Raw genomic sequence first — 20,236 nt, forward strand, 5'->3', positions numbered from 1 at the left:
AAGTTGCCATCAGCCACTCAGGTGAAAAGTTCCACAAACTTTTGAATTTTCTCGCGGCGCTCCGATCCACCCCTTTGTCATCCACGGAGAAGAGGAGGCCCCGAGATGCCAGCTCCACAGCTCTATATCATCGATTACCGGCTGCACGACGAGCCACGCAGTTTCATCATTCGCCTGGAAGCCTTGGACAGTGCTCAGGCCTGGCATTGGGCCAGTTGCGATGCCGGCGTGGGGATCATTCCCAAGTTCGGCCGCGAGAAAATCAGGAAGATCAGTCGCCCGATGGCCGAGCGCTATGGCATCACCGAGGTGCAATGGCGGGTTTCGGGAGAGCGTGCAGGCGCTGGGAGATAGGCCAAGGCGGGGCGTGCTGCCCCGCGCCTGAATTGGAAACTCGATTGAAAACTTCGTTCAAGCACCTGACTCAGGGTCGCTGGCCGGCACGCCGGGGCGTTGTTCGTCGTCATCGGTGAGGTTGGGGTCGGCATCCGGGTCGTCGACCCGGTCGTGACGTGGGTCCGGTTCAAGGTCCGGCCATTCGGTCTGGGCATCGCCACCGCCCATTCGCAGACTGTCGTTCATCAGCGCGCCCTCGCAGGTAAAAAGGCCCGCCTGAGGCGGGCCAACACAGGAGTAAGGGGCGATAACGACCACCCCTCATAGGCTCAGAACCCCAGCGCCACGAATGGCTTCATGCAATGCGCCCGGCTACCGACCAACGGTATCCGGGCGCATGCTTTCAACGTGCGGCGGCTGCGCTCAATGCCCCGGCACGGGTCGCCCGCAACGCCACCAGGCTACCCAGCACGATCACCGCAGCCAGCGAATACAGCGCCGCATCGGTGGAGCCGGTCTGGTCCTTGATGAACCCGACCAGGTAGGGGCTCAGGAAGCCCGCCATCTGGCCCACCGAGTTGATCAGTGCCAGGCCCGCCACTGCCGCGCCAGCACTGAGCAGGGCAGTCGGCATCGGCCAGAACATAGGCAGGCCGGTAAGCGCACCCATGGTCGCCACCGACAGGCCGAGCATGGCGATGACCGGGTTGCTGGCGAAGTTCGCGGCGATCAGCAGGCCGACGGCACCCATCAGCATCGGCACGACAAGGTGCCAGCGCCGCTCGTTGCGCAGGTCCGCAGAACGCCCCACGACGATCATGAACACGCCGGCCAGCAGGTACGGAATCGCGCTCAGCCAACCGATCAGCAGGGGGCTGTCGAAGCCCAGGTTCTTGATGATCGACGGCAGCCAGAAGTTGATCGCATAGACGCCGCTCTGGATGCAGAAGTAGACGAACCCGAACGTCCACACCAGCGGATTGGTCAGCACCGCCAGCACACTGTCGCCGGTGGTGGCTGGCTTGCGCGCGGCGTCGGCGGCAAGGTCCGCTTCGATGATCTGGCGTTCGCTCGGCGACAACCATTGGGCTGTCTTGTAGCCGTCGCTGAGCAGGGCCACGGCCATGAAGCCCAGCACCACGGTGGGCAAGCCCTGGATCAGGAACATCCACTGCCAGCCCGCCAAGCCATGCTGGCCGGCGGCGAAGTGGTCGAGGATCCAGCCGGAGAACGGGCCGCCCAGCAGCCCCGACACCGGGATCGCCGACATGAACAGCGCCATGATCCGGCCCCGGCGGTCAGTTGGGAACCAACGCGAAAGGTACAGCACCACGCCCGGGAAAAAGCCAGCCTCAGCCGCGCCGGTGAGCAGGCGCAACACGTAGAACTCCATGGGCGTGGTGACGAACAGCAGACAGGTCGACAGGCTGCCCCAGGCAATCATCATTACCGCGATCCAGCGCCGCGGGCCGAAGCGATTGAGTGCCAGGTTGCTGGGCAGGCCGCACACTACGTAGCCTATGAAGAAGATACCGGCGCCGAGGCCGTAAACGGTTTCGCTGAATTTCAGTGCGTCGAGCATCTGCAACTTGGCGAAACCGACGTTGACGCGGTCCAGGTAGTTGAACAAATAGCAGATGAAGATGAACGGAATCAGCCGCAGGGTGATGCGCCGGTACAGCGCATTGCGGGTGCTTGCGTCGCCTTGGTCAGGGGCAGGGCTGTGTGCCATGATGAAATTCTCTGTTGTTATGGTTGTTCCGCCGCGCCTGTTCCGGCGCTCGCCTGACGAGTCTCGGCGAGCGCGGCGCAGCTGTCTTTGTGCTTTTGCACAGCCCCTGGCGCACCCGGCTGTGCCGCCGTACAAACGCCTACGACCCTAAGGATGCCGCAATGTTCGAACTGGACCACGACCTGGCGCAGGATATCGTCGACAGGGCCATGGCCATCTTGCCGTGCAACGTCAACGTGATGGACAGCCAGGGATTGATCCTGGGCAGCGGCGAGCCGGAACGCATCAACACACGCCATGAAGGCGCGCAACTGGTATTGGCCAATGGGCGCATCGTCGAGCTCGACGGCGAGGCGGCCAAGTGTCTGAAGGGCGTGCAGCCTGGGGTGAACCTGCCGCTGATGCTCGATGGTCGGCTGATCGGCGTGCTGGGCCTGACCGGCGACCCGCAGCAGCTGCGCACCTATGGCGAGCTGGTGCGCATGACCGCTGAAATGCTCCTGGCCCAGCGTCACCAGCAGGTGGAACAGCAATGGCGACGCCAGCGCTGTGACGACCTGCTGGCGCTGCTGCTGGGCGGCACCGGCGACTCGCCACGGCTGCTGGACGAGGCCCGGCAACTGGGCCTCAAGCCCCAGCTTTCGCGGGTGCCATGCCTGTTCGAGCTGGATGCAGGACCGCCCGCCGAAGCGCTGTCGGCCTGGCTGATGAGCCGCTACCCGGACAGCTGGTGCGTCAGCCCCGCCCGGCAATCGCTGCTGTGGTGCCGGCCCGCCACCGTGGCGCTGGACGAAACCCGCCTGCTCGAACGCCTGCAGCGTCATGGCTGGCAGGTCCAGCGCCTGGCCCTGGGCAGCGCGGCACCGGGCCTTGAGCAACTGCGTCGCAGCTATCGGCGGGTGCGCGACTTGCTGGCGTATGGTCGCGAAGTGGTGCCGGGCGAGCGGCTGTTGAGCCTGTCGCGCTACCGGCTGCCTGCTTTGCTGTGGCGTCACCGCAACGACGATGCCCTCGATGAGTTGCTGGAGCCTTTGCAGCGTATCCGTGCCAAGGATGCCAGCGGCCAGCTGCTTGCCACCCTGCGCGCCTGGTGCGCCCATGACGGCCAGAGCCAGGCCTGCGCCGATGCCCTGGGTATCCACCGCAACAGCCTGCGCTATCGGCTCGAGCGCATCGCCGAGCTCAGCGAGGTGGACCCGCTGCGCCTGGAGGGCATGCTCAGCCTGTACCTGGGCCTGCAACTGCTACCGGTCGATTGATTCGCACCCGGCGCGGCATTTGCCCAACCGGCACCCCGCCGGTTTTGTGCAAGTGACCGAGGCCGCTGTGGCCCGCAGCTGTCAGCATGCAGCTCATCTGCACAGGAGATTCCCATGAAAGTCGTCATCGCCCCCGATTCGTTCAAGGACAGCCTCGACGCCGCCGCGGTCGCCCGCGCTATCGCGGCGGGCCTTGCCCAGGTGTGGCCTGAGGCCGAGCGTATCGAATGCCCGATGGCCGACGGCGGCGAGGGCACCATGGAGGCGATCCTCGCGGCCAGCCACGGCGAGCTGCGCCGCCAGCGGGTGCGCGGGCCGCTGGGGCGCGAGGTCGAAGCCGGCTGGGGCTGGTTGGCCGACAGCCGCACGGCGATCATCGAGATGGCCCAGGCCAGTGGCCTGCAACTGCTCGCCAGCAATGAACGCGATGCCTGCCGCAGCAGCACCTGGGGCACCGGCGAGCTGATCGCGGCGGCCTTGGATGCCGGTGCTTCGCGCATCGTGCTGGCGATTGGCGGCAGTGCCACCAACGATGGCGGCAGCGGCATGCTGCGGGCGCTGGGCCTGCGCCTGCTCGAGGGTGACGGGCAAGCGTTGCCCGAGGGTGGCCTGGCCCTTGCGCAACTGGCGCGAGTCGACGCCAGCGCCCTCGATCCGCGCTTGGCCGAAGTCCAGGTGGAAGTCGCGGCCGACGTCGACAACCCGCTGTGCGGCGACAACGGCGCCTCGGCGATCTTCGGGCCACAGAAGGGCGCGAGCCCCGAGCAGGTCCAGGCGTTGGATGCTGCCCTGGGGCATTTCGCCGACCATTGCGCGCAACTGCTGGGCGAGGACGTGCGCGACTTCCCAGGTTGTGGCGCTGCCGGCGGCATGGGCTTTGCGGCCAAGGCGTTCATGGGCGCGCGCTTCCGGCCGGGGGTTGAGGTGGTGGCGGAGCTTGCCGGGCTGGATGCGCTGGTGCAAGGCGCGGACCTGGTGATTACCGGGGAAGGGCGTTTCGATGCCCAGACCCTGCGTGGCAAGACGCCGCTGGGCGTGGCGCGGGTCGCCAAGCGCCACGGCGTACCGGTGCTGGTACTGGCCGGCACCTTGGGCGAAGGCTACGAGCAGCTGTATGGGCATGGCATCGATGCGGCCTTCGCCCTGGCCAGCGGGCCGATGACCCTCGAGCGGGCCTGCGCCGAGGCCGGGCAACTGCTGACGGCGCGCGCGCGGGACATTGCCCGTTTGTGGCAGCTGGCGCGCTAGCCAGGGCCGGCCCGCGAACACCGGCCAAGCCGGTGCCATCCACACCGTCACTCGCCGATGCGCAACACCGGCCCGGTAACCGCCAGCTCTCCAAACCCCTGCGCTGCCTCGATGTAACGCAGCGCTGACTTGGCATCCTTCCAGCCCACATAGCTCATCAATGCCTTCAGTTCCCAGCCATTGGCCGACGCCCAGGTCGCAAAGCCACGCCGCAGGGAATGCCCGGTATACAACGACGCCGGCACCCCGGCCCGTTCGAGCATGCGCCGCAACAGGCCGACCAGGCTGTTGCTGTGCAACGCCTCGTCGCCCAGGTTGCCCCAGCGGTCCAGCTTGCGGAACACCGGGCCCTGGGCGATGCCGGCCACTTCGATCCATTGCAGGTATGCCGTCACCGGGCACAACGCCTTGAGCGCCGGGGTGCGGTGCTGCACGCCCAGGGCCTGGCGGTCGCCCTTGCTGTGGGGCAGGAACAAGGTGATCCCGACTCCGGCCTCGGCTTGGATATGCTCCACCCGCAAGCGCGCCAGCTCATCGCCGCGAAAACCGCGCCAGAAGCCCAGCAGCAACAGTGCGGTGTCACGCCTGGCCCGCATCAGTGCAGGCAGGTCGTGGCGCTCGCGGGCTGCGAGCGCTTCCTGCTCGAAGCAGCGCACCGTTGTCTGCAAGTGTTCCAGCAACAAGGGCGCTGCCTGGCGAGGTGGCGCTGGGTGCAGCGTGCGAATACCGCGCAGCACCTGGCGCACCAAAGGCGCCTTGGTCGGGTCGGGAAAGCCTTGGGTCACGTGCCACTGGCTCAAGGCTGCCAGGCGCTGGCGCAGGGTACTGACGGCGTGGCTCTGGGCGTGCTCGGCCAGGTAGCGGGCAATGCTGTCGGCGGTGGCGGGCAGGAAACCGCCCCAGTGCGCCTCGAAATGCTCGACGGCCGACTGGTAGCTGCGGCGGGTGTTGTCACGGGTGGCGGCGCGGACATAGCGCTCGATATCGGTCATCGCGACACGATAAACCAGCGCAGCGCGGCTGTCTTGCGGCTATTGGGCGCTCAGGGCTGTCCGGCAGCATCCGAGGGTCCGCCTGCCAGGGCTTTCAACAGGCGCATGATTGCTCCCGGGTGGCAATGAAGGGCGGGTACTGGCGCAATTGCTCGGCCGACAGCGGCCGGCTGAAGTGGTAGCCCTGGGCGATATCGCAGCCAGCAAGCTTCAGGCACACCACCTGTTCGCGGGTCTCGACACCTTCGGCGACAACCGCCAGGCCCAGGCGCTTGGCCAGAATGATGGTCGAGGAGACGATCGGGCTGTCGTCATGGCTGTTGCACAGCGGGGCGATCAGCGCGCGGTCGATCTTCAGTTTCGACAGCGGCAACGCCTGCAAGTGGGCGAAGCCCGCATAGCCGCGCCCAAAGTCGTCCAGGCTCACGCCCATGCCCGCTGCGCGCAGGCGGTGCAGGTGATCGAGGGCAGTGCCCTCGGGGTCGAGCACCGTGGTCTCGGTGATTTCCAATTCCAGGCGCTGGGGGGCGATGCCGTGTTGCTCGAGGCTGTCGAGCAGGCGTTCGCTGAAATCGGCCTGACGCAGTTGCAGCGCCGAGACGTTCACTGCCAGGCAGGTATCCGGCGCCAAATGGGCCCAGTGCGCCAGTTCTTCGCAGGCCAGGCGCAGCACCTCCCAGCCCAGGTCGACGATAAAGCCGCTGCGCTCGGCCAGGCCGATGAACCGGTCGGGGTAGAGCAGGCCGAACTCGGGGTGGCTCCAGCGTACCAGGGCCTCGTAACCCAGAACCTGCAAGGTGTCCAGGCGAATCTGCGGCTGGAAGTGGAGGACGAACTGGCGCTCGACCAAGGCATTGCCGAAGGCCTGCTCGAGGGTAAAGGCCTGGATGTCCGACAGGTTCAGCGAGGGGTCGAAGAAGCGGTACTGCGCCCGCCCGGCCTGCTTGGCCGAGTACATCGCCGCGTCCGCGCAGCGGATCAGGCTGTCGATGTCCTGGCCGTCGCGCGGGGCGATGCTCACGCCGACGCTGGGGCTGGTGTTGACCTCCTGGCCATCCAGCGCGTAAGTGGCCGAGAGTTTCTCGACCAATGCACGTACCCAGGCATTGATGTGTTCTTCGCTGCGCTCGCCGGCCAGCAGCACCACGAACTCGTCGCCACCGAAGCGCGAGGCCTCGTCGCCCGGCTCCAGCAGGCGCTGAATGCGCCCGGCCACGGCCTGTAGCAACAGGTCGCCGATCTTGTGGCCGAGGGAATCGTTGATCGACTTGAAGCGGTCCATGTCGATGAACAGGATCGCCGTCAGGCGCCTGCGCCCGCGTTGCTGGGCCAGCACCTGGGCCGCGACCTCGACGAACTGGCGCCGGTTGTGCAAACCACTGAGGTGGTCGGTGGCGGCGGCATGGCTGCTACGTCGGTGTTCATCCTCGAGGCGGTCGATCAATTGCTGGTTGACCTGCTGGGCATGTTCCAGGGCGCTGAAGGCCTCCTGGCGTTTGCGCAACAGGCCCAAGCTACCGGCCAGGCCCGTCAGCATCAGCGCCGTCATGCACAGGTTCAGCCAGAACTGCCGGGCATAGGCCAGCGTGGTGGCGGCCAGGATTTCGTCGTGGCGCTGGCTGACCACCACGCTGAAGCCACGGTCCTCGACCCGGCGGTACAGGCTCTGGTAGTCGCCATCGTAGGCGTACTGGGTGAACTGCCCGGCATCGCTTTCACCCTCAGGCAGCGACGGGGTCAGCGACACGCCGGCGGCCACCACGCCGCTGCTGTCGATGCGCAGGCGCTCCTGGCCGTCGTCCTGCAACAGGCGCATCAGGCCGCTGCGGCCCAGGTCGATGTGCTGGAACAGCACCGCGAGGTAGCCGATATCCAGTTGCACCACCAGGATATTGTCGATTTCGCGGCCGTTGACGTCGGTCAACGGCAGCATGAACGGCAGGCGCCAGTTCGGCCGGCTCGATGGGCCTGGGGGCACGCCGATGCGCGGCAGGAACGGTTTGAAACCATGCTCGGCTACATGTTGTTGCAACTGTTCGACCCACTCTTGCGGCAGTTGCGGCGGCTCGTCGATATGGCTGGCGGACAACAACCGGCCGCTGCGGCCATACAGGCTCATGCGCTTGAACACCGGGTCTTCGGCCAGCAGCCGGGCCAGGCTGAGGTTGTCCTGGCGCAGGCTTTTCATATCGTCCTGGGTCACTCGGCCCACCGCCTGGGCGCGGTCCACCAGCTGGCGCAGGCTTTCCCCGACCATACTGGCCAGGTTCAGATGCTCGGCTGCCTTGGCAGCCAATGCGTCGTGGCGCGCGGCGGATTTCTGGGTGATGTGCAACCCCCACAGGAAGGCCAGGGTGATGGCGCACAACAGCAGCAGTAGCAGGGGCAGCAGCCCTGCGGCGGAGGGAGAACGGCGGTTCACGAGGGGTGCTTCCTGCCGGGGTGGTAGCAAGAAAATTAAGACAGGAATGTGACAAGGGAATGACTAGTGGCAAATCGCCTTATCTGCTGCGGGCCAGGTGCTGAATACACCAAAGGCCCGTCATGAGCCTTTGGTGCAGAGCGGGAGGGCGGCAGCGCTTACCACCTGAAGCTTACGGAGGTGACCAGTTCGCGCTCGTCGCCATAACGGCAGGAGGTCGTGGTTTCACAGTAGACGTAATGCTTGTTGGTCAGGTTGTTGGCGTTGACCGCCACGGTCCAGTTGTCGTCGATATGGTAGGTCGCCATGGCGTCGAACAAGGTATAGCCGTCGATATCCTCGGGGATGCCCGGGGCCTGGGTAGCGCCTTTGTAGCGAGCGCCGCCGCCGATGGTCAGCTTCGGCAGGCCGAACAGGGCGAGGTTGTAGTCCGCCCAGAGTGCCGCCTGGTGATACGGTGTGTCGGCGATGCGCTGGTCTTTTTCCGAAGCGGTGATGCTCTTGGTGATGCGCGCGTCCGTGTAGGCGTAGGAGGCGATCACGTTGAGTTGCGGGGTGACCTCGGTCTTGGCTTCGAGCTCCAGCCCGCGCGAGCGCTGCTCACCGATCTGGGTGTAATTGCCCAGGCCATCCTGGCGCAGGGCGTTTTCCTGGGTCAGCTCGTAAAGCGCTGCGCTGAGCAGGGTGTTGCTGCCGGGCGGTTGGTAGCGGATACCGATCTCGTATTGCTTGCCTTCGGTCGGTTCGAAGGTCTGCGGCCCGGCCGTTGCGACCTCGGCAATGGCGATCGGGAAGAACGATTCGCTGTAGCTGATGTAGGGCGCCAGACCGTTGTCGGCCTTGTACACGAGGCCCGCGCGGTAGGTGGTGGCTTCGTTGGCCTGCGAGCGGCTTGCGCCGGTGGCGAAGCCTTCGATGTCCTGGTCTGCCCAGTCGTGGCGACCGCCCAATACCATGATCCAGTGCTCGTCGAACTTGATCTGGTCTTGCAGGTAGACGCCTTTTTGCAAGGTGTCTACCTGTGAACCCCGGTCGCGGCTCAGGCGCTTGTCGACGACTACCGGCTGGCCGTAGTTGAGGGTGTTCGGGTTCAGCGTTGGCGCGGCCCCACGGAAGTTGTGCGAGTCGTAGGAGGTGTCGTAGCCGTCGAAGCCCACCAGGAAGGTGTGCTCCATCCCGGCCAACTGCCAGTTCGACTCGATGGCCGTGTCGCTGGTGACGTTGCGTGCGCGCTCGCGGCGGTCGCTGTACTGGCGCGTGAGCAGGCCGGCGCCGTTCACCCCGGTGATCATCAGGTAGTTCCACTTCACGTCCGACTCGTAGTACCGCGCCTTGTGAATCAGGCGCGTGTGTTCGTCGAAGCGGTGTTCGAACTCATAACCGGCGGCCCACATCTCGCCGTTCATGTCGTCGTAGTTGGGTTCGCCGAAGAAATCGTGACGGCCGAGGCGCACCGGGCCGTTACCGATGCCCTTGGTCATTTGGTAGGGCAGCGGTGCCGAGAAGCGCGTATCGCTCTTCTGGTAGAACGACAGCAGGGTCAGCGAGGTGTCCTCATTGGGGCGCCAGGTGATCGCCGGGGCAATATAAGTGCGGTCATCGTTGATGTGCTTCTGCTGGGTATCGCTGTCGCGGGTCAGCATGGTCAGGCGGTAGCTGAGGGTCTCGCTGTCGCCCAGGCGGCCACCGAAATCGCCGCTCAGTTGCTGGCGGTCGTGGTTGCCGACTTCCAGGTTCAGCTCGTGCAGCGGGGTTTCCGTGGGGCGCTTGCTCACGCCGTTGATCAGGCCCCCGGGGGTGAGCTGGCCGTACAGCACCGACGCTGCGCCGCGCACCACTTCCACGCGCTCGAGACCGTAGGGTTCCTGCACACCGTCGTAGGAGTTCAGTTGCAGGCGCATGCCGTCGCGCAGCATGCCGCCGGTTGCCGACTCGACATCGAAGCCGCGGATGCGGAAGCGGTCGGCGGTGCGGTTGAACGAACTGGGCTGGCTGGTAACGCCAGGGGTGTAGCGCAATGCGTCGGCGACGGTGTCGACCTGGCGGGCGCGCATCTCATCGCTGGTTACCACGGAAATCGACTGCGGCGTTTCGGTGATTGGCGTACGGGTCTTGGTGGCACTGGCATTCTCCAGGGCGACGTAGCCTTCGACACGGTCACCTGCCTGCTCCTGGGCGGTGATGTTGGTTGCATCCAGCTGTACTGCGTTGGCGGGGTCGTTGGTGCTTTCCTGTGCCCAGGCTTGCGTGCACAGGATGCTTCCCAGGGAAATCGCCAGCGTACTGAGCGCAAAGCGCGGCACGCTGGCGCCGCTTCGAACGGCACGACCTTTTCTTGTTGTGTATCGCATTTGAAAACAGTCCTTTGAAGTGTGTTGGGCAAAGGGGCTTGACGCACGACCGTGCGTAACGACGGCAGGGACAGGGCTGTCGGGTGGCGCCAACTTTATCTCAACTGAGAAAGATTTGTATTAGCTTTGATAAAAAAATCGGCATTCGGATCGTCTTGTCATATCCTCTAGCGCCGGAATGGGTAACGAGGCCGAAGGATGCGCGCAACAACGATGTATGGGATATCGGGTCAGCCCGTGCCGAAGGGGCACCTGGCATGCTGATCGGCACGGGTTTGCACCTGCGTTTCGGCGATTTGCAGGTACTGGACGATGTCAGCGTCGAGATCCCGAGCGGGCAGTTCACCGCGCTGATCGGCGCCAACGGCTGCGGCAAGACCACCTTGCTCAACGTGCTGGCACGCATGCAGAAGCCCGATGCAGGCGAGGTTCTGCTCGGCGGCCGCCCGCAGGGGCAGTTTTCACGACGCGAACTGGCCCGCCATCTGGCTCTGCTGCCGCAGCACACCGGCTCGCCCGCCGGCATGACGGTACGTGAGCTAGTGGCCCAGGGGCGCTTTCCCTGGCAGGGCTGGTGGCGGCCCTGGTCGGAGCGCGACCAGCAGGCTGTCGACCGCGCCGCAGCCCTGGCCGGTATCGAAACCCTCCTGGACCGGCAACTGAGCACCTTGTCCGGCGGCCAGCGCCAACGCTGCTGGATCGCCATGACCCTTGCGCAGGACACGCCGGTCATCCTGCTCGACGAGCCCACCACTTTCCTCGACATCGCCCACCAGGTCGCCTTGCTCGAATTGCTCGGCCACTTGCGCGAGCAAGGCCGTACCATCGTCGCCGTGCTGCATGACCTCAACCAGGCGGCGCGCTATGCCGACCACCTGGTGATGATGGGCAAGGGGCGCCTGCTGGCCCAAGGTGCGCCGAGGGCAGTGTTCACCCAGGCCAACCTCAAGGCCACCTTCGACCTGGATGCACATATCATCACCGACCCCCATTCGGGCGACCCCCTGTGCGTACCCATGACCTTGCAAGCACGGCGCGCCGTGGCGCAGGCCGCTTCATGAGAGGCATTGCAGGGCAGGGCGCCTGGCTGCTGCTGCCGTTGGCGATCGTTGCGGCGGCCATGCTCCATCTGCTGGTCGGGGCGCGCGACATTCCCGTGCACGAAGCCTGGCAGGCATTGACCGCCTACGTGCCCGGCAACCCGGAGCACAGTGTGATTCGCGGCTCCCGCCTGCCGCGCCTGCTGATCGCCATGGTGGTCGGCGCAAGCCTTGGCCTGGCAGGCGCCGTCATGCAGGCGGTGGGCGAGAACCCGCTGGCCGACCCCGGTATTCTCGGTATCAACAGCGGTGCGGCACTGTTCGTAGTGGTCGGCTTGCTGGTACTGCCCGGCAACGGCATGGCCGCCTTGCCGCTGTTCGCCTTCTCCGGCGCACTGGTGGCCGCAGCTGGCGTACTGCTGCTGGCCGGTCGCAGCCATAACCCGGTGCGCCTGACCCTGGCCGGCGCCATGGTGGCGGCGCTGTTCAGCGCGATCACCTCGATTCTGCTGTTGCTCGACCAGCAAGGGCTCGACAGCCTGCGTCGCTGGCTGACCGGCTCCATCGGGCTGACCGGTGGCGTACAGCCTTGGCTGTGGCCATGGCTGGTGCTGGGTGTCCTGCTATGCCTGGTCAATGTCGGCGCGCTGAATGCGCATCGGCTGGGCGCCCGCGCCGCCGCCGGCATGGGCGTGAACCTGTTGCGCATGCGCGTGTGCGGCCTGGCTGCCGTGGTGTTGCTGTCGGGCTGTGCGGTCACACTGGCGGGGCCGATCGGCTTCGTTGGCCTGGTGGTGCCACATATGGCGCGGTTGCTGGCCGGTACCGACTACCGTCGCCTGCTGCTGGTGGCGCCGCTGCTGGGCATGCTGCTGGTGATTCTTGCCGATGTGCTGGCGCGTGTAGTGGTGCGGCCCTACGAGGTGAATACCGGGATCGTCACGGCCTTGCTCGGCAGCCCGGTGTTCATCGCTTTGGTATTGAGGCGCGTAGCATGAGCCGGCCTGTCGTCGTGGCGGGGCCGTTGTCCCGCGCCACCCGCTGGGGCCGCCCACGTGACCTGCTGTCTGGCGCCTTGCTGGCGGCTCTGCTCGCATGGCTGGTGCTGCACGCCCTGACAGTCGGTAGCTATCCGCTGAACCTTGCGCAAGCGCTGGAAGCGGTGCTGAGCCCGTCGACTGTCGACCCACGCATCCGCGACGTGGTCTGGGAGCTGCGCCTGTCGCGCATCCTCCTGGCGATCCTGGCGGGCGCGGCGATGGCGCTGGCCGGGCTGATACTGCAGTCGCTGACCCGCAACCCGTTGGCCGCGCCAGGGCTGGTCGGTGTCGAGTCGGGCGCCAGCGTGACCATGCTGTCGATCATCGTGCTCTGGCCGAACCTGCTGCCGGTGGCGCTGTACCCCCTGGCAGCACTGGCTGGCGGCCTGTTGGTGGCCAGCTGCGTGACGGCGCTGTCATGGCGCCAGGGCATTTCGCCGCTGCGCCTGATACTGGTTGGCGTAGGCCTGACGGCAATGCTCAGTGCGGTCGCCGACCTGCTCATTACCTACGGCAATATCGACCAGGTCGAGTCGGCGCTGATGTGGCTGGGCGGCAGCTTGCACCGGGCGAGTTGGAGCCAGGTGTCGAGCCTGGGTTTCTGGTTGGTGCTGGCCGGTGCGCCATTGCTGTTCTGCCACCGACCCTTGAACCTGCTGCAACTGGGCGAGCGTGTCGCCCTCAGCCGTGGCCTGGATGTGCCCAGGCTGATGGCCGCGTTGCTGCTGTGCAGCGTCATGCTGACCTCGGCGGCGGTGGCCACCGTGGGCACCATGACCTTTGTCGGCCTTTTGGCGCCACACCTGGCGCGGCAGTTGTGCGGCGATCGCCACGCGGCGTTGTTGCCCCTGTCGGCGCTGACCGGGGCACTGCTGGTACTGGCTGGCGACACCTTGGGGCGCGGCCTGTTCGCACCGCTGCAAATCCCGGCCGGCCTGGTGGTGGCCATCATCGGTGCGCCATATCTGATCATTCTGTTGGCCCGAAGCTCATCACGCTGAGGGATGCCTGTCTGGAGGGCACTGTGGGAAGGACGTTCAAACACCTGGTTCGTGGTTTGTCGGCGGTGGCGTGTGCGGCTTGGGTGCTGGGCACAGGGCAGGCCTTGGCGAGTGAAACCAAAGCGTTCGAAAACCGCTTCGGCAAGGTCGAGGTGCCGGTCCAGGCGCGCTGTATCGTGTCGCTGCACGACCTGAGCATCACCACCCAACTGCTGGAACTGGGTATCACGCCTTGCGGCTCCACGGGGCGCAAGAAGCTGTTCTCCGAGGTGCTGTACCGCGGCACCGTGCCGCATTTCGACCCCGAGGGCATCCACTACATCGGCTCCCAGCAAGCGCCGGATCTCGAGGCCATCGCCGCGCTAAAGCCAGACCTGATCATCGGTCTGTCCTATCATCAGGACCTGCGCGAGAAGCTGGCGAAGGTGGCGCCGGTGGTGCTGTTGCCGGCCCGCGAAGCCGATATCAAGACCTACAGTGCAGAACTGGCCGAACTGGTCGGGCGCCAGGACCGCTACAAGCAGATGCTTGCCGAATACGACTGGGTGGTGCAGGAATTTCATAAGCGCATCAAGGACCCGGCCAGCATCACCGTCACCACCCTCGAGGTGTACCCGGACAGCTTCCAGTTGATCGGCCGTGGCGGGGTGGACGATGTGATTCGCGACTTCGGGCTCGGACGGGTGAAGGCCTACACCGAAGGGCGGCCCAACGTGCCCTACAGCCTGGAGCGCATCGCTGACTTCGACAGCGACTTCATCATCGACACCTACGAGCAACTGCTCGACTCCGAGGCCAGCACCGCCGCTTTTCGCCAGTCGCCGCAGTGGCAGAACCTGTTCGCGGTGAAAAACCGCCAGTTCCTCTACTTCAACCGCAGCCGCTATGCCGAAACGATGCAGGGCCTGATCGGTTCGGCCTACCTGCTGATGTCGCATATCGCCGAGCGTGACTACGTGCTCAAACCACGCTGAAGCCGGGTTCGGCAGCCCTGTCGAGGGTTGCTGTAACGCGGGGTTACAAATATTTACAAGAAGTGTCGACTACGTTGCAGAGACGTTAAAACTAATCATTATCGTTTGCTGTTACGGTCGGCTTGTACTACCGTACTCGCCTCGGAAATACCCCCTACCCAGGTGAGAACAACAGATGGACGTTGATCTGGCACTTCCCGGGCGGCACGCAACTGCCGCAGGGACCCCCACGCAAATTGATACGCTTCCGTGCACCATCCTCGGCAGTGGCGCTGGCTGGCGAAGCTCCGTAGAGACCATCCGGGAACAGGTCGATGCTTGCCTGGAGCGGGTCGGCGGCGTTCTGCTCAGGGGCTTTCGCTTCGACGGCGAAGCCGACTTCGAAGCGTTCTGCCGCAGCTTTGGCCATGACCTGCTGACCTACGACTACGCTTCCACCCCCCGAACCAAGCTCAACAGCCGCGTCTACACCTCCACCGAATACCCCGCCCACCAGGTCATCCCACTGCACAACGAGCAATCGTACTCGCAGAACTGGCCGATGAAGATCTGGTTCCACTGCGTGCAAGCGGCTGCCACGGGCGGCGAAACGCCTATCGCCGACAGCCGCCTGGTGTACCAACGCATCGACCCGAACATTCGCCAGCGTTTCGCCGACAAGCGCCTGATGTACGTGCGCAACTACGGCAACGGTCTGGACCTGACCTGGCAACAGGCGTTCAGCACCGACGACCGCGCCCAGGTCGAGCAGTATTGCCGTGCGGCCAACATCGAGTTCCATTGGAAAGACGACGGCGAACTGCGTACGCGCCAGGTGTGCCAGGCGGTGGCGCAGCATCCGCGTAGCGGGGAATGGGTCTGGTTCAACCAGGCGCACCTGTTCCACATCTCCAACTTGGCCCCGGCCTTGCGCGAGACACTGGTGTCGATCGTCGGCGAGGCCGGGGTGCCGCGCAACGTTTTCTACGGCGACGGCTCGCCGATCGAGGAACAGGCGCTCAACCACATCCGCGACGTACTGCAGCAAACCCAGGTGGTGTTCCCCTGGCAGGCGGGCGATGTGCTGATGCTCGACAACATGCTGGTCGCCCACGGGCGCTCGACCTTCCAGGGCGCACGCAAGGTAGTGGTGGCCATGGCGGACCCCGCCTCGGCGGCCTGATCCAACCGAATGACCATAGGCCGCACTCCTGTCGCCGCGGCCGGTAGACGCGTGCTCGAACAAACAAGGGAATGCAGATGCTTGAAGGTTTGATGCTTGATTGCCGCTTACGCGGCATCACTGTGAAAGTGCAAGGCGAGCGATTGCTGATTGCCGGGGCCACGGCCGATGCCGTCGATCAGCGGCTGGTCGTTGCCTTGGAGCAGCAACGGGCCGAGGTGATTCGCTGGCTCGACGCACACCCCGAGCACTTTCACTGTCGCCCCTTGACGGATAACGAGCAGGCGCTGTGGTTCCTGCATCAGGTAGAGGCGGGCGGCAACGCCTACAACATCGCCTACGCCGCACGCTTGAGCGCTGACGCCGCCAGCTGCGACCTGCCGGCCCGGCTGGCCGCTGCCTGGCAGGTGGTGCAGGCGCGCCACCCGCAGGTTTGCAGCCCTTACGCGCAGCTCGATGGCCAGGCGGTGCAGCTCGACCACCAGCCCAGGCCGCAGGCCCTGCAGGTGCAGGCAGTGACTGGGCTGGACGAGCCGATGCTGCGCCAGCAGATCCTGCAAGCCGCCGATGCGCCGTTGGCGGTCCATGATGGCGAGTCGAGTCGTGCGGTGCTGTGGTGCAACACGTGCAACGGCCAGGTCGAGTACGTCCTGTTGCTGGTGATACACCACATCGCGGCGGACCTGGCCACGTTCTACCTGCTGTTGGACGAACTGTTCGCCCAGCTGGACGGCAAGCCGTTGCCACCCGTTGCCCCCGATGCCTATCGCCAGTGGTGCGCCGACCTGCAGCGTCGTGCCGACCGGGACGAGCCGAGCGAATTGGACTGGTGGAAGCAGGCGCTCGACGGTGTCGTTGCCCTGGAACTGCCGACCGACTTCGCCCATGGCAGCAGCCAGGACTTTCGCGGTGGCGAGATGAGTCTGCGAATCGACCCGCGCCTGGCTGAACGCCTGCGTGGTCAGGCCAGGCAGCTGGGCGTTACGCCCTACGCCTACTGGTTTTCCTTGTTCCAGTATTGGCTGGGCAGTTTGGCCGGGCAGGACGATTTCGTCGTCGGCACGCCCACCGGCTGGCGCCTCAAGCGTGCCCAGATGGCCTTGCCCGGCTACCTGGTGAACCCGCTGCCCATTCGCTGCCGGCTCAATGCCAGCCTGAGCAGCAGCGCCTGGGCGCAGCAGGTTTCAGCCCATCTGGGTGAAGCCTTCAAGCATCGCCACTACCCATTCTCACGCTTGCTCAAGCACCTCGACCTGCCTCGACAGGCCGGGCGTGCGCCGCTGTTCCAGCATATGTTCACGCTCAACAAGGAGCGCGCCGCGCCGTTCGAGGCCCGCCTCGAACGCCTGTTGTCCGAGCAGCGCGGTGCGGCCCATGAGCTGAACCTGGTGGTGATCGACGACGAGGAAGGCTTCCTCCTACGGTGGCGCTACAGCCTGGCGCTTTATCGGCCGGAGACGATCCAGCACTACGCGCGCCTGCTTCTGAACCTGCTTGAGGCGGCACTGGAGCAACCCGATACACCGCTGGGGCAGTTGGATTGGCTTGGCGAGCAGCCATCTCTGCTGCGCGGCGAGCACTTGCCTGCGGCGCACGCCAGCGCCTGGGACGCATTCGTTGCGCAGTGCGGCACCCGCCCGGACGCCTTGGCGCTCGAGGATGCCTCTGGCGTCATGACCTATGCCGCCTTGGCGCAGGCCGTCGCCGCCCAAGGCCTGCGGCTTGCCGAAAGTGTCGACGGCAGGGGCGGCCGGGTTGTCCTGTGCCTGCCCCGTGGTCGTGAACTGGTCGTCAACATGCTCGCCTGCTGGCAGGCAGGGGCGGCGTACGTCGCGCTCGATCCCCATTGGCCGCAGAGCCGCCAGCAGGCGATTTGTGCCGATGCAGCGCCTCTGGCCTGGGTAGGCGAGGGTGCGCGCCCCCAGTGGCTGGCGCCTACGGTCGACTGGTATTGCGCCGGTGAGCGTCCAGTTACACAAAGGTTGGCGCTTCGTGAGGTCATGCCCGCGCATGCAGTGGCCTACGTCGTCTACACCTCTGGCACCAGCGGCCAGCCCAAGGGCGTACAGGTCACCCACGGCAACCTGCTGCACTACGTGACCGGAGTGCTCGCCCGCCTGGCGCTGGATCCCGACGCCAGCCTCGCCAGCCTGGCCAGTTGCGCCACCGACCTGGGCCATACCGCCTTGTTTGGCGCCTTGCTCAGTGGACGGCGGCTGCGTCTGCTCGATGAAGCATTGGCCTTCGATGCCCAGGCGCTGGCCGACACGCTGCAGCGAAGCTCCGTGGACATGCTCAAGATCGTGCCATCGCACCTCAACGCATTGCTGGTGGCCAGCGAGCCGCAGCGCCTGCTGCCACGCCAGTGCCTGGTCACTGGCGGCGAAGCGCTGAGCCCCGAGCTGGTGGCGCGGGTGCGCGCCCTGCGGCCTGGACTGCGTATCGTCAACCACTACGGCCCCAGCGAGACCACGGTTGGCGTGCTGACCCGCGAAATCGGCAGCGACGCGTCGATCAGCCTGGGCCGGCCGCTGCCCAACGTCGAAGTCAGCGTACGCAACCCGGCCGGGCAGGTATTGCCGGTTGGTGTCAACGGCGAGCTCTGGGTGGCGGGTCCGACCGTGGCGGCGGGCTACTTGAATGCACCGCAGGCAGACCGTGCACGCTTCGGCGCGCAAGGCTATCGCACCGGTGACCGCGTGCGCATCGATAGCCAGGGCCAGGTGCTGTTCCTGGGGCGCCTGGATGAGCAGGTGAAGATCCGCGGCTATCGGGTAGAGCCGGCGGAAGTCGCCGCGCAATTGCGCGCTGTGGAAGGTGTCGGCGACGCTCGCGTGCTGAACATTCCAGCACCACCGGCAGGTAACCGGTTGGTGGCGTTCGTGGTGGCCGCCGAGGCGGCGTTGGCCGAAATCCAGCAAAGCCTGCAGGCGCGCCTGCCCGACTACATGCAGCCAGCGCAATGGCATTGCCTGGACAGCTTTGCCTGGCTGGGCAATGGCAAGGTCGACCTGGGTGCCTTGCGTCGACTGGCGGAGCAAGCGCCTTGTGCACCGGCGAGCGCCGCACCGGCTACGACGTTGGCAAGCCCGGTGGAGCGACAACTGCTGGAGATTGCCGCTGATATCCTCGCGCGCCCGGACCTTGAGCTGGACGACAACTTCTTTGCCATGGGCGGCGATTCGATCCTCAGCCTGCAGATCATCGCCCGGGCCAAGCAGCAGGGCTTGCAACTGACGCCCAAGCAGATCTTCGAGCACCCGACGGTCGCAGGGTGGGCGCGCTGCGCCGTCGAGGTGGCTGGTCAAGCGGCCAAGACTGACAACCTCCAAGCCCTGCCACAGGGCACATTTGCCTTGACGCCCATTCAGCACTGGTTCTTCGCGCAACAGCCCCAGGCCACCCCGCACTGGAACCAGTCCTTGCTGCTGACGTTGCACAGCCCACTGGAGCCTGCGCGCTTGCGCCGCGCCCTGGCCGCATTGTTGCAACGGCATGCCAGCCTGCGGCTGGTGTTCGATACCGACGGCCAGCGCTACCAGCCCTACACGGCGCAAATGGCAGAGGATGTGCTGAGAAGCGTGTTCCAACCGTTGGATGACACCGTGCTGGAGGCCCTGCAACAAGGGCTGCGCCTGGACCAGGCCCCGCTGGTGCGTTTCGTCTGGTGCGAGCCTTCGCGCCAGTTGCTGTGTACCGCGCACCACCTGGTGGTCGACTCGGTGTCCTGGCAGTTGCTGCTGCAAGAGCTGGAGACCCTCTACGTCAACGGCGAGCAACAGCAACTGCCGCCGGTCAGCGCCAGCTTCGCGCAGTGGAGCGAGGCGTTGCAGCGTCATGCACAAACCCAAGCCGTGCTTGAGCAACTCGGCTACTGGCAGGAGCAACTGGCCCACGACGGCGACACGCCTCAGGCCGGAAACCGCTACGGCGATAGCCGGACCTGCGAGTTGCAGCTGTCCGCAGCGTCGACCCAGGCCCTGCTCGGCGACTGCCACCAAGCCTACGGCACCCAGGTGCCGGACCTGCTGGTGGCTGCGCTGGGGCAAGTACTGGGCCAATGGTTGCAGCGCGAGCGCATCACCATCGAGCTGGAAAGCCACGGCCGCAGCGCCTGGGAAGGCGCGCCGGAGCTCGCGACATCGGTGGGCTGGCACACCAGTCGCTATCCGTTCGCCTTGCCCTGCATCGACGACCCCGAGCAGGCCATTGTCGCGGCCAAGGAGGCCTTGCGCCGGGTGCCCGAGCAAGGTGTCGGCTATGGCCTGCTGCGCCAGGACCCGGCCCATGGGCTGGGTGCTGCGCGACTGCTGTCGTTCAACTACCTGGGCCGCGTCGACCAGTGGCTGGGGGCCTCGAACCTGTGGCGCCTGGCCCGCCCGCTGTGCCCCGGCATGCGCGACGCCGACAGCCCGCGTAGCCACTGGCTGGACATCAATGCCCTGGTGCTCGACGGCCAATTGCACCTGGAGTGGCGTTATTCGCCCCAGGCCCACGAAGCTGCGCGTATCCAGCAGTTGGCACAGCAGTTCATCGAACGCCTCGAAGGCTTGCTCGAGCACTGCCGCGACCCCCAGGCGGGCCGTGCGACCGCTGCCGATTTCGCCGACTCGGGGCTTTCCGACGATGAGTTCCTCGACCTGCTCGAACAACTTTGAGGCAACGCCTTTTCCAAGGAT

14 protein-coding genes are annotated in these 20,236 nt (G+C 65.7%); 9 read left to right on the forward strand and 5 right to left on the reverse strand.

Annotation, left to right across the window (positions count from 1 at the left end):
- Positions 1-105: 105 nt before the first annotated feature.
- On the forward strand, positions 106-354 hold the full coding sequence (locus RAC97_RS03750; protein WP_375097935.1) for a DUF6555 family protein: 249 nt from the start codon (positions 106-108) through the stop codon (positions 352-354).
- 57 nt (positions 355-411) lie between these two features.
- Here the strand turns inward: RAC97_RS03750 and RAC97_RS03755 are convergent, their stop codons facing one another.
- Positions 412-582, reverse strand: a complete 171-nt coding sequence (locus tag RAC97_RS03755) for a hypothetical protein (RefSeq protein WP_375097936.1) — start codon at positions 580-582, stop codon at positions 412-414.
- 157 nt (positions 583-739) lie between these two features.
- Positions 740-2,068 carry an MFS transporter gene (locus tag RAC97_RS03760; RefSeq protein WP_375097937.1) on the reverse strand — a complete coding sequence of 443 codons (1,329 nt, stop codon included), beginning with the start codon at positions 2,066-2,068 and terminating at the stop codon, positions 740-742.
- Positions 2,069-2,229: 161 nt separating this feature from the next.
- Between RAC97_RS03760 and RAC97_RS03765 the strand changes: the two genes are divergently transcribed.
- Together RAC97_RS03765 and RAC97_RS03770 are read left to right on the forward strand one after the other, a co-directional pair.
- Positions 2,230-3,327 (forward strand): sugar diacid recognition domain-containing protein, encoded by a 1,098-nt coding sequence (locus tag RAC97_RS03765; protein ID WP_375097938.1) that lies wholly within the window; start codon positions 2,230-2,232, stop codon positions 3,325-3,327.
- Positions 3,328-3,441: 114 nt separating this feature from the next.
- Positions 3,442-4,575, forward strand: a complete 1,134-nt coding sequence (locus RAC97_RS03770) for a glycerate kinase (RefSeq protein ID WP_375097939.1) — start codon at positions 3,442-3,444, stop codon at positions 4,573-4,575.
- A 47-nt stretch (positions 4,576-4,622) separates the two neighbouring features.
- Here the strand turns inward: RAC97_RS03770 and RAC97_RS03775 are convergent, their stop codons facing one another.
- From RAC97_RS03775 to RAC97_RS03785, 3 genes are all read right to left on the reverse strand, one after another.
- Positions 4,623-5,567 carry a site-specific integrase gene (locus RAC97_RS03775; RefSeq protein ID WP_375097940.1) on the reverse strand — a complete coding sequence of 315 codons (945 nt, stop codon included), beginning with the start codon at positions 5,565-5,567 and terminating at the stop codon, positions 4,623-4,625.
- 94 nt (positions 5,568-5,661) lie between these two features.
- Positions 5,662-7,989 carry a putative bifunctional diguanylate cyclase/phosphodiesterase gene (locus tag RAC97_RS03780; RefSeq protein ID WP_375097941.1) on the reverse strand — a complete coding sequence of 776 codons (2,328 nt, stop codon included), beginning with the start codon at positions 7,987-7,989 and terminating at the stop codon, positions 5,662-5,664.
- 158 nt (positions 7,990-8,147) lie between these two features.
- Positions 8,148-10,340 carry a TonB-dependent siderophore receptor gene (locus RAC97_RS03785; RefSeq protein WP_375097942.1) on the reverse strand — a complete coding sequence of 731 codons (2,193 nt, stop codon included), beginning with the start codon at positions 10,338-10,340 and terminating at the stop codon, positions 8,148-8,150.
- 257 nt (positions 10,341-10,597) lie between these two features.
- Between RAC97_RS03785 and RAC97_RS03790 the strand changes: the two genes are divergently transcribed.
- From RAC97_RS03790 to RAC97_RS03815, 6 genes are all read left to right on the forward strand, one after another.
- Complete coding sequence (locus RAC97_RS03790) at positions 10,598-11,401, forward strand: ABC transporter ATP-binding protein (RefSeq protein WP_375097943.1); 804 nt, start codon at positions 10,598-10,600, stop codon at positions 11,399-11,401.
- The gene (locus RAC97_RS03795; RefSeq protein ID WP_375097944.1) at positions 11,398-12,378 is read left to right on the forward strand and encodes a FecCD family ABC transporter permease; all 981 of its coding nucleotides are present in this window, start codon (positions 11,398-11,400) and stop codon (positions 12,376-12,378) included. Before RAC97_RS03790 ends, RAC97_RS03795 begins: the two co-directional genes overlap by 4 nt.
- The gene (locus RAC97_RS03800) at positions 12,375-13,421 is read left to right on the forward strand and encodes a FecCD family ABC transporter permease (protein WP_375097945.1); all 1,047 of its coding nucleotides are present in this window, start codon (positions 12,375-12,377) and stop codon (positions 13,419-13,421) included. The genes RAC97_RS03795 and RAC97_RS03800 overlap by 4 nt, the downstream gene beginning before the upstream one ends.
- Before the next feature lie 23 nt (positions 13,422-13,444).
- Positions 13,445-14,395, forward strand: coding sequence for an ABC transporter substrate-binding protein (locus tag RAC97_RS03805; protein ID WP_375097946.1), 951 nt, complete (start codon positions 13,445-13,447; stop codon positions 14,393-14,395).
- A gap of 175 nt (positions 14,396-14,570) precedes the next feature.
- A complete protein-coding gene (locus RAC97_RS03810) occupies positions 14,571-15,557 on the forward strand; it encodes a TauD/TfdA family dioxygenase (protein WP_375097947.1) in 987 nt (328 codons plus the stop codon).
- Positions 15,558-15,634: 77 nt separating this feature from the next.
- Positions 15,635-20,215 (forward strand): condensation domain-containing protein, encoded by a 4,581-nt coding sequence (locus RAC97_RS03815; RefSeq protein ID WP_375097948.1) that lies wholly within the window; start codon positions 15,635-15,637, stop codon positions 20,213-20,215.
- Positions 20,216-20,236 lie beyond the last annotated feature (21 nt).

Source organism: Pseudomonas sp. LS_2 (assembly GCF_042709235.1).
In the GTDB taxonomy this organism is placed as follows: domain Bacteria; phylum Pseudomonadota; class Gammaproteobacteria; order Pseudomonadales; family Pseudomonadaceae; genus Aquipseudomonas.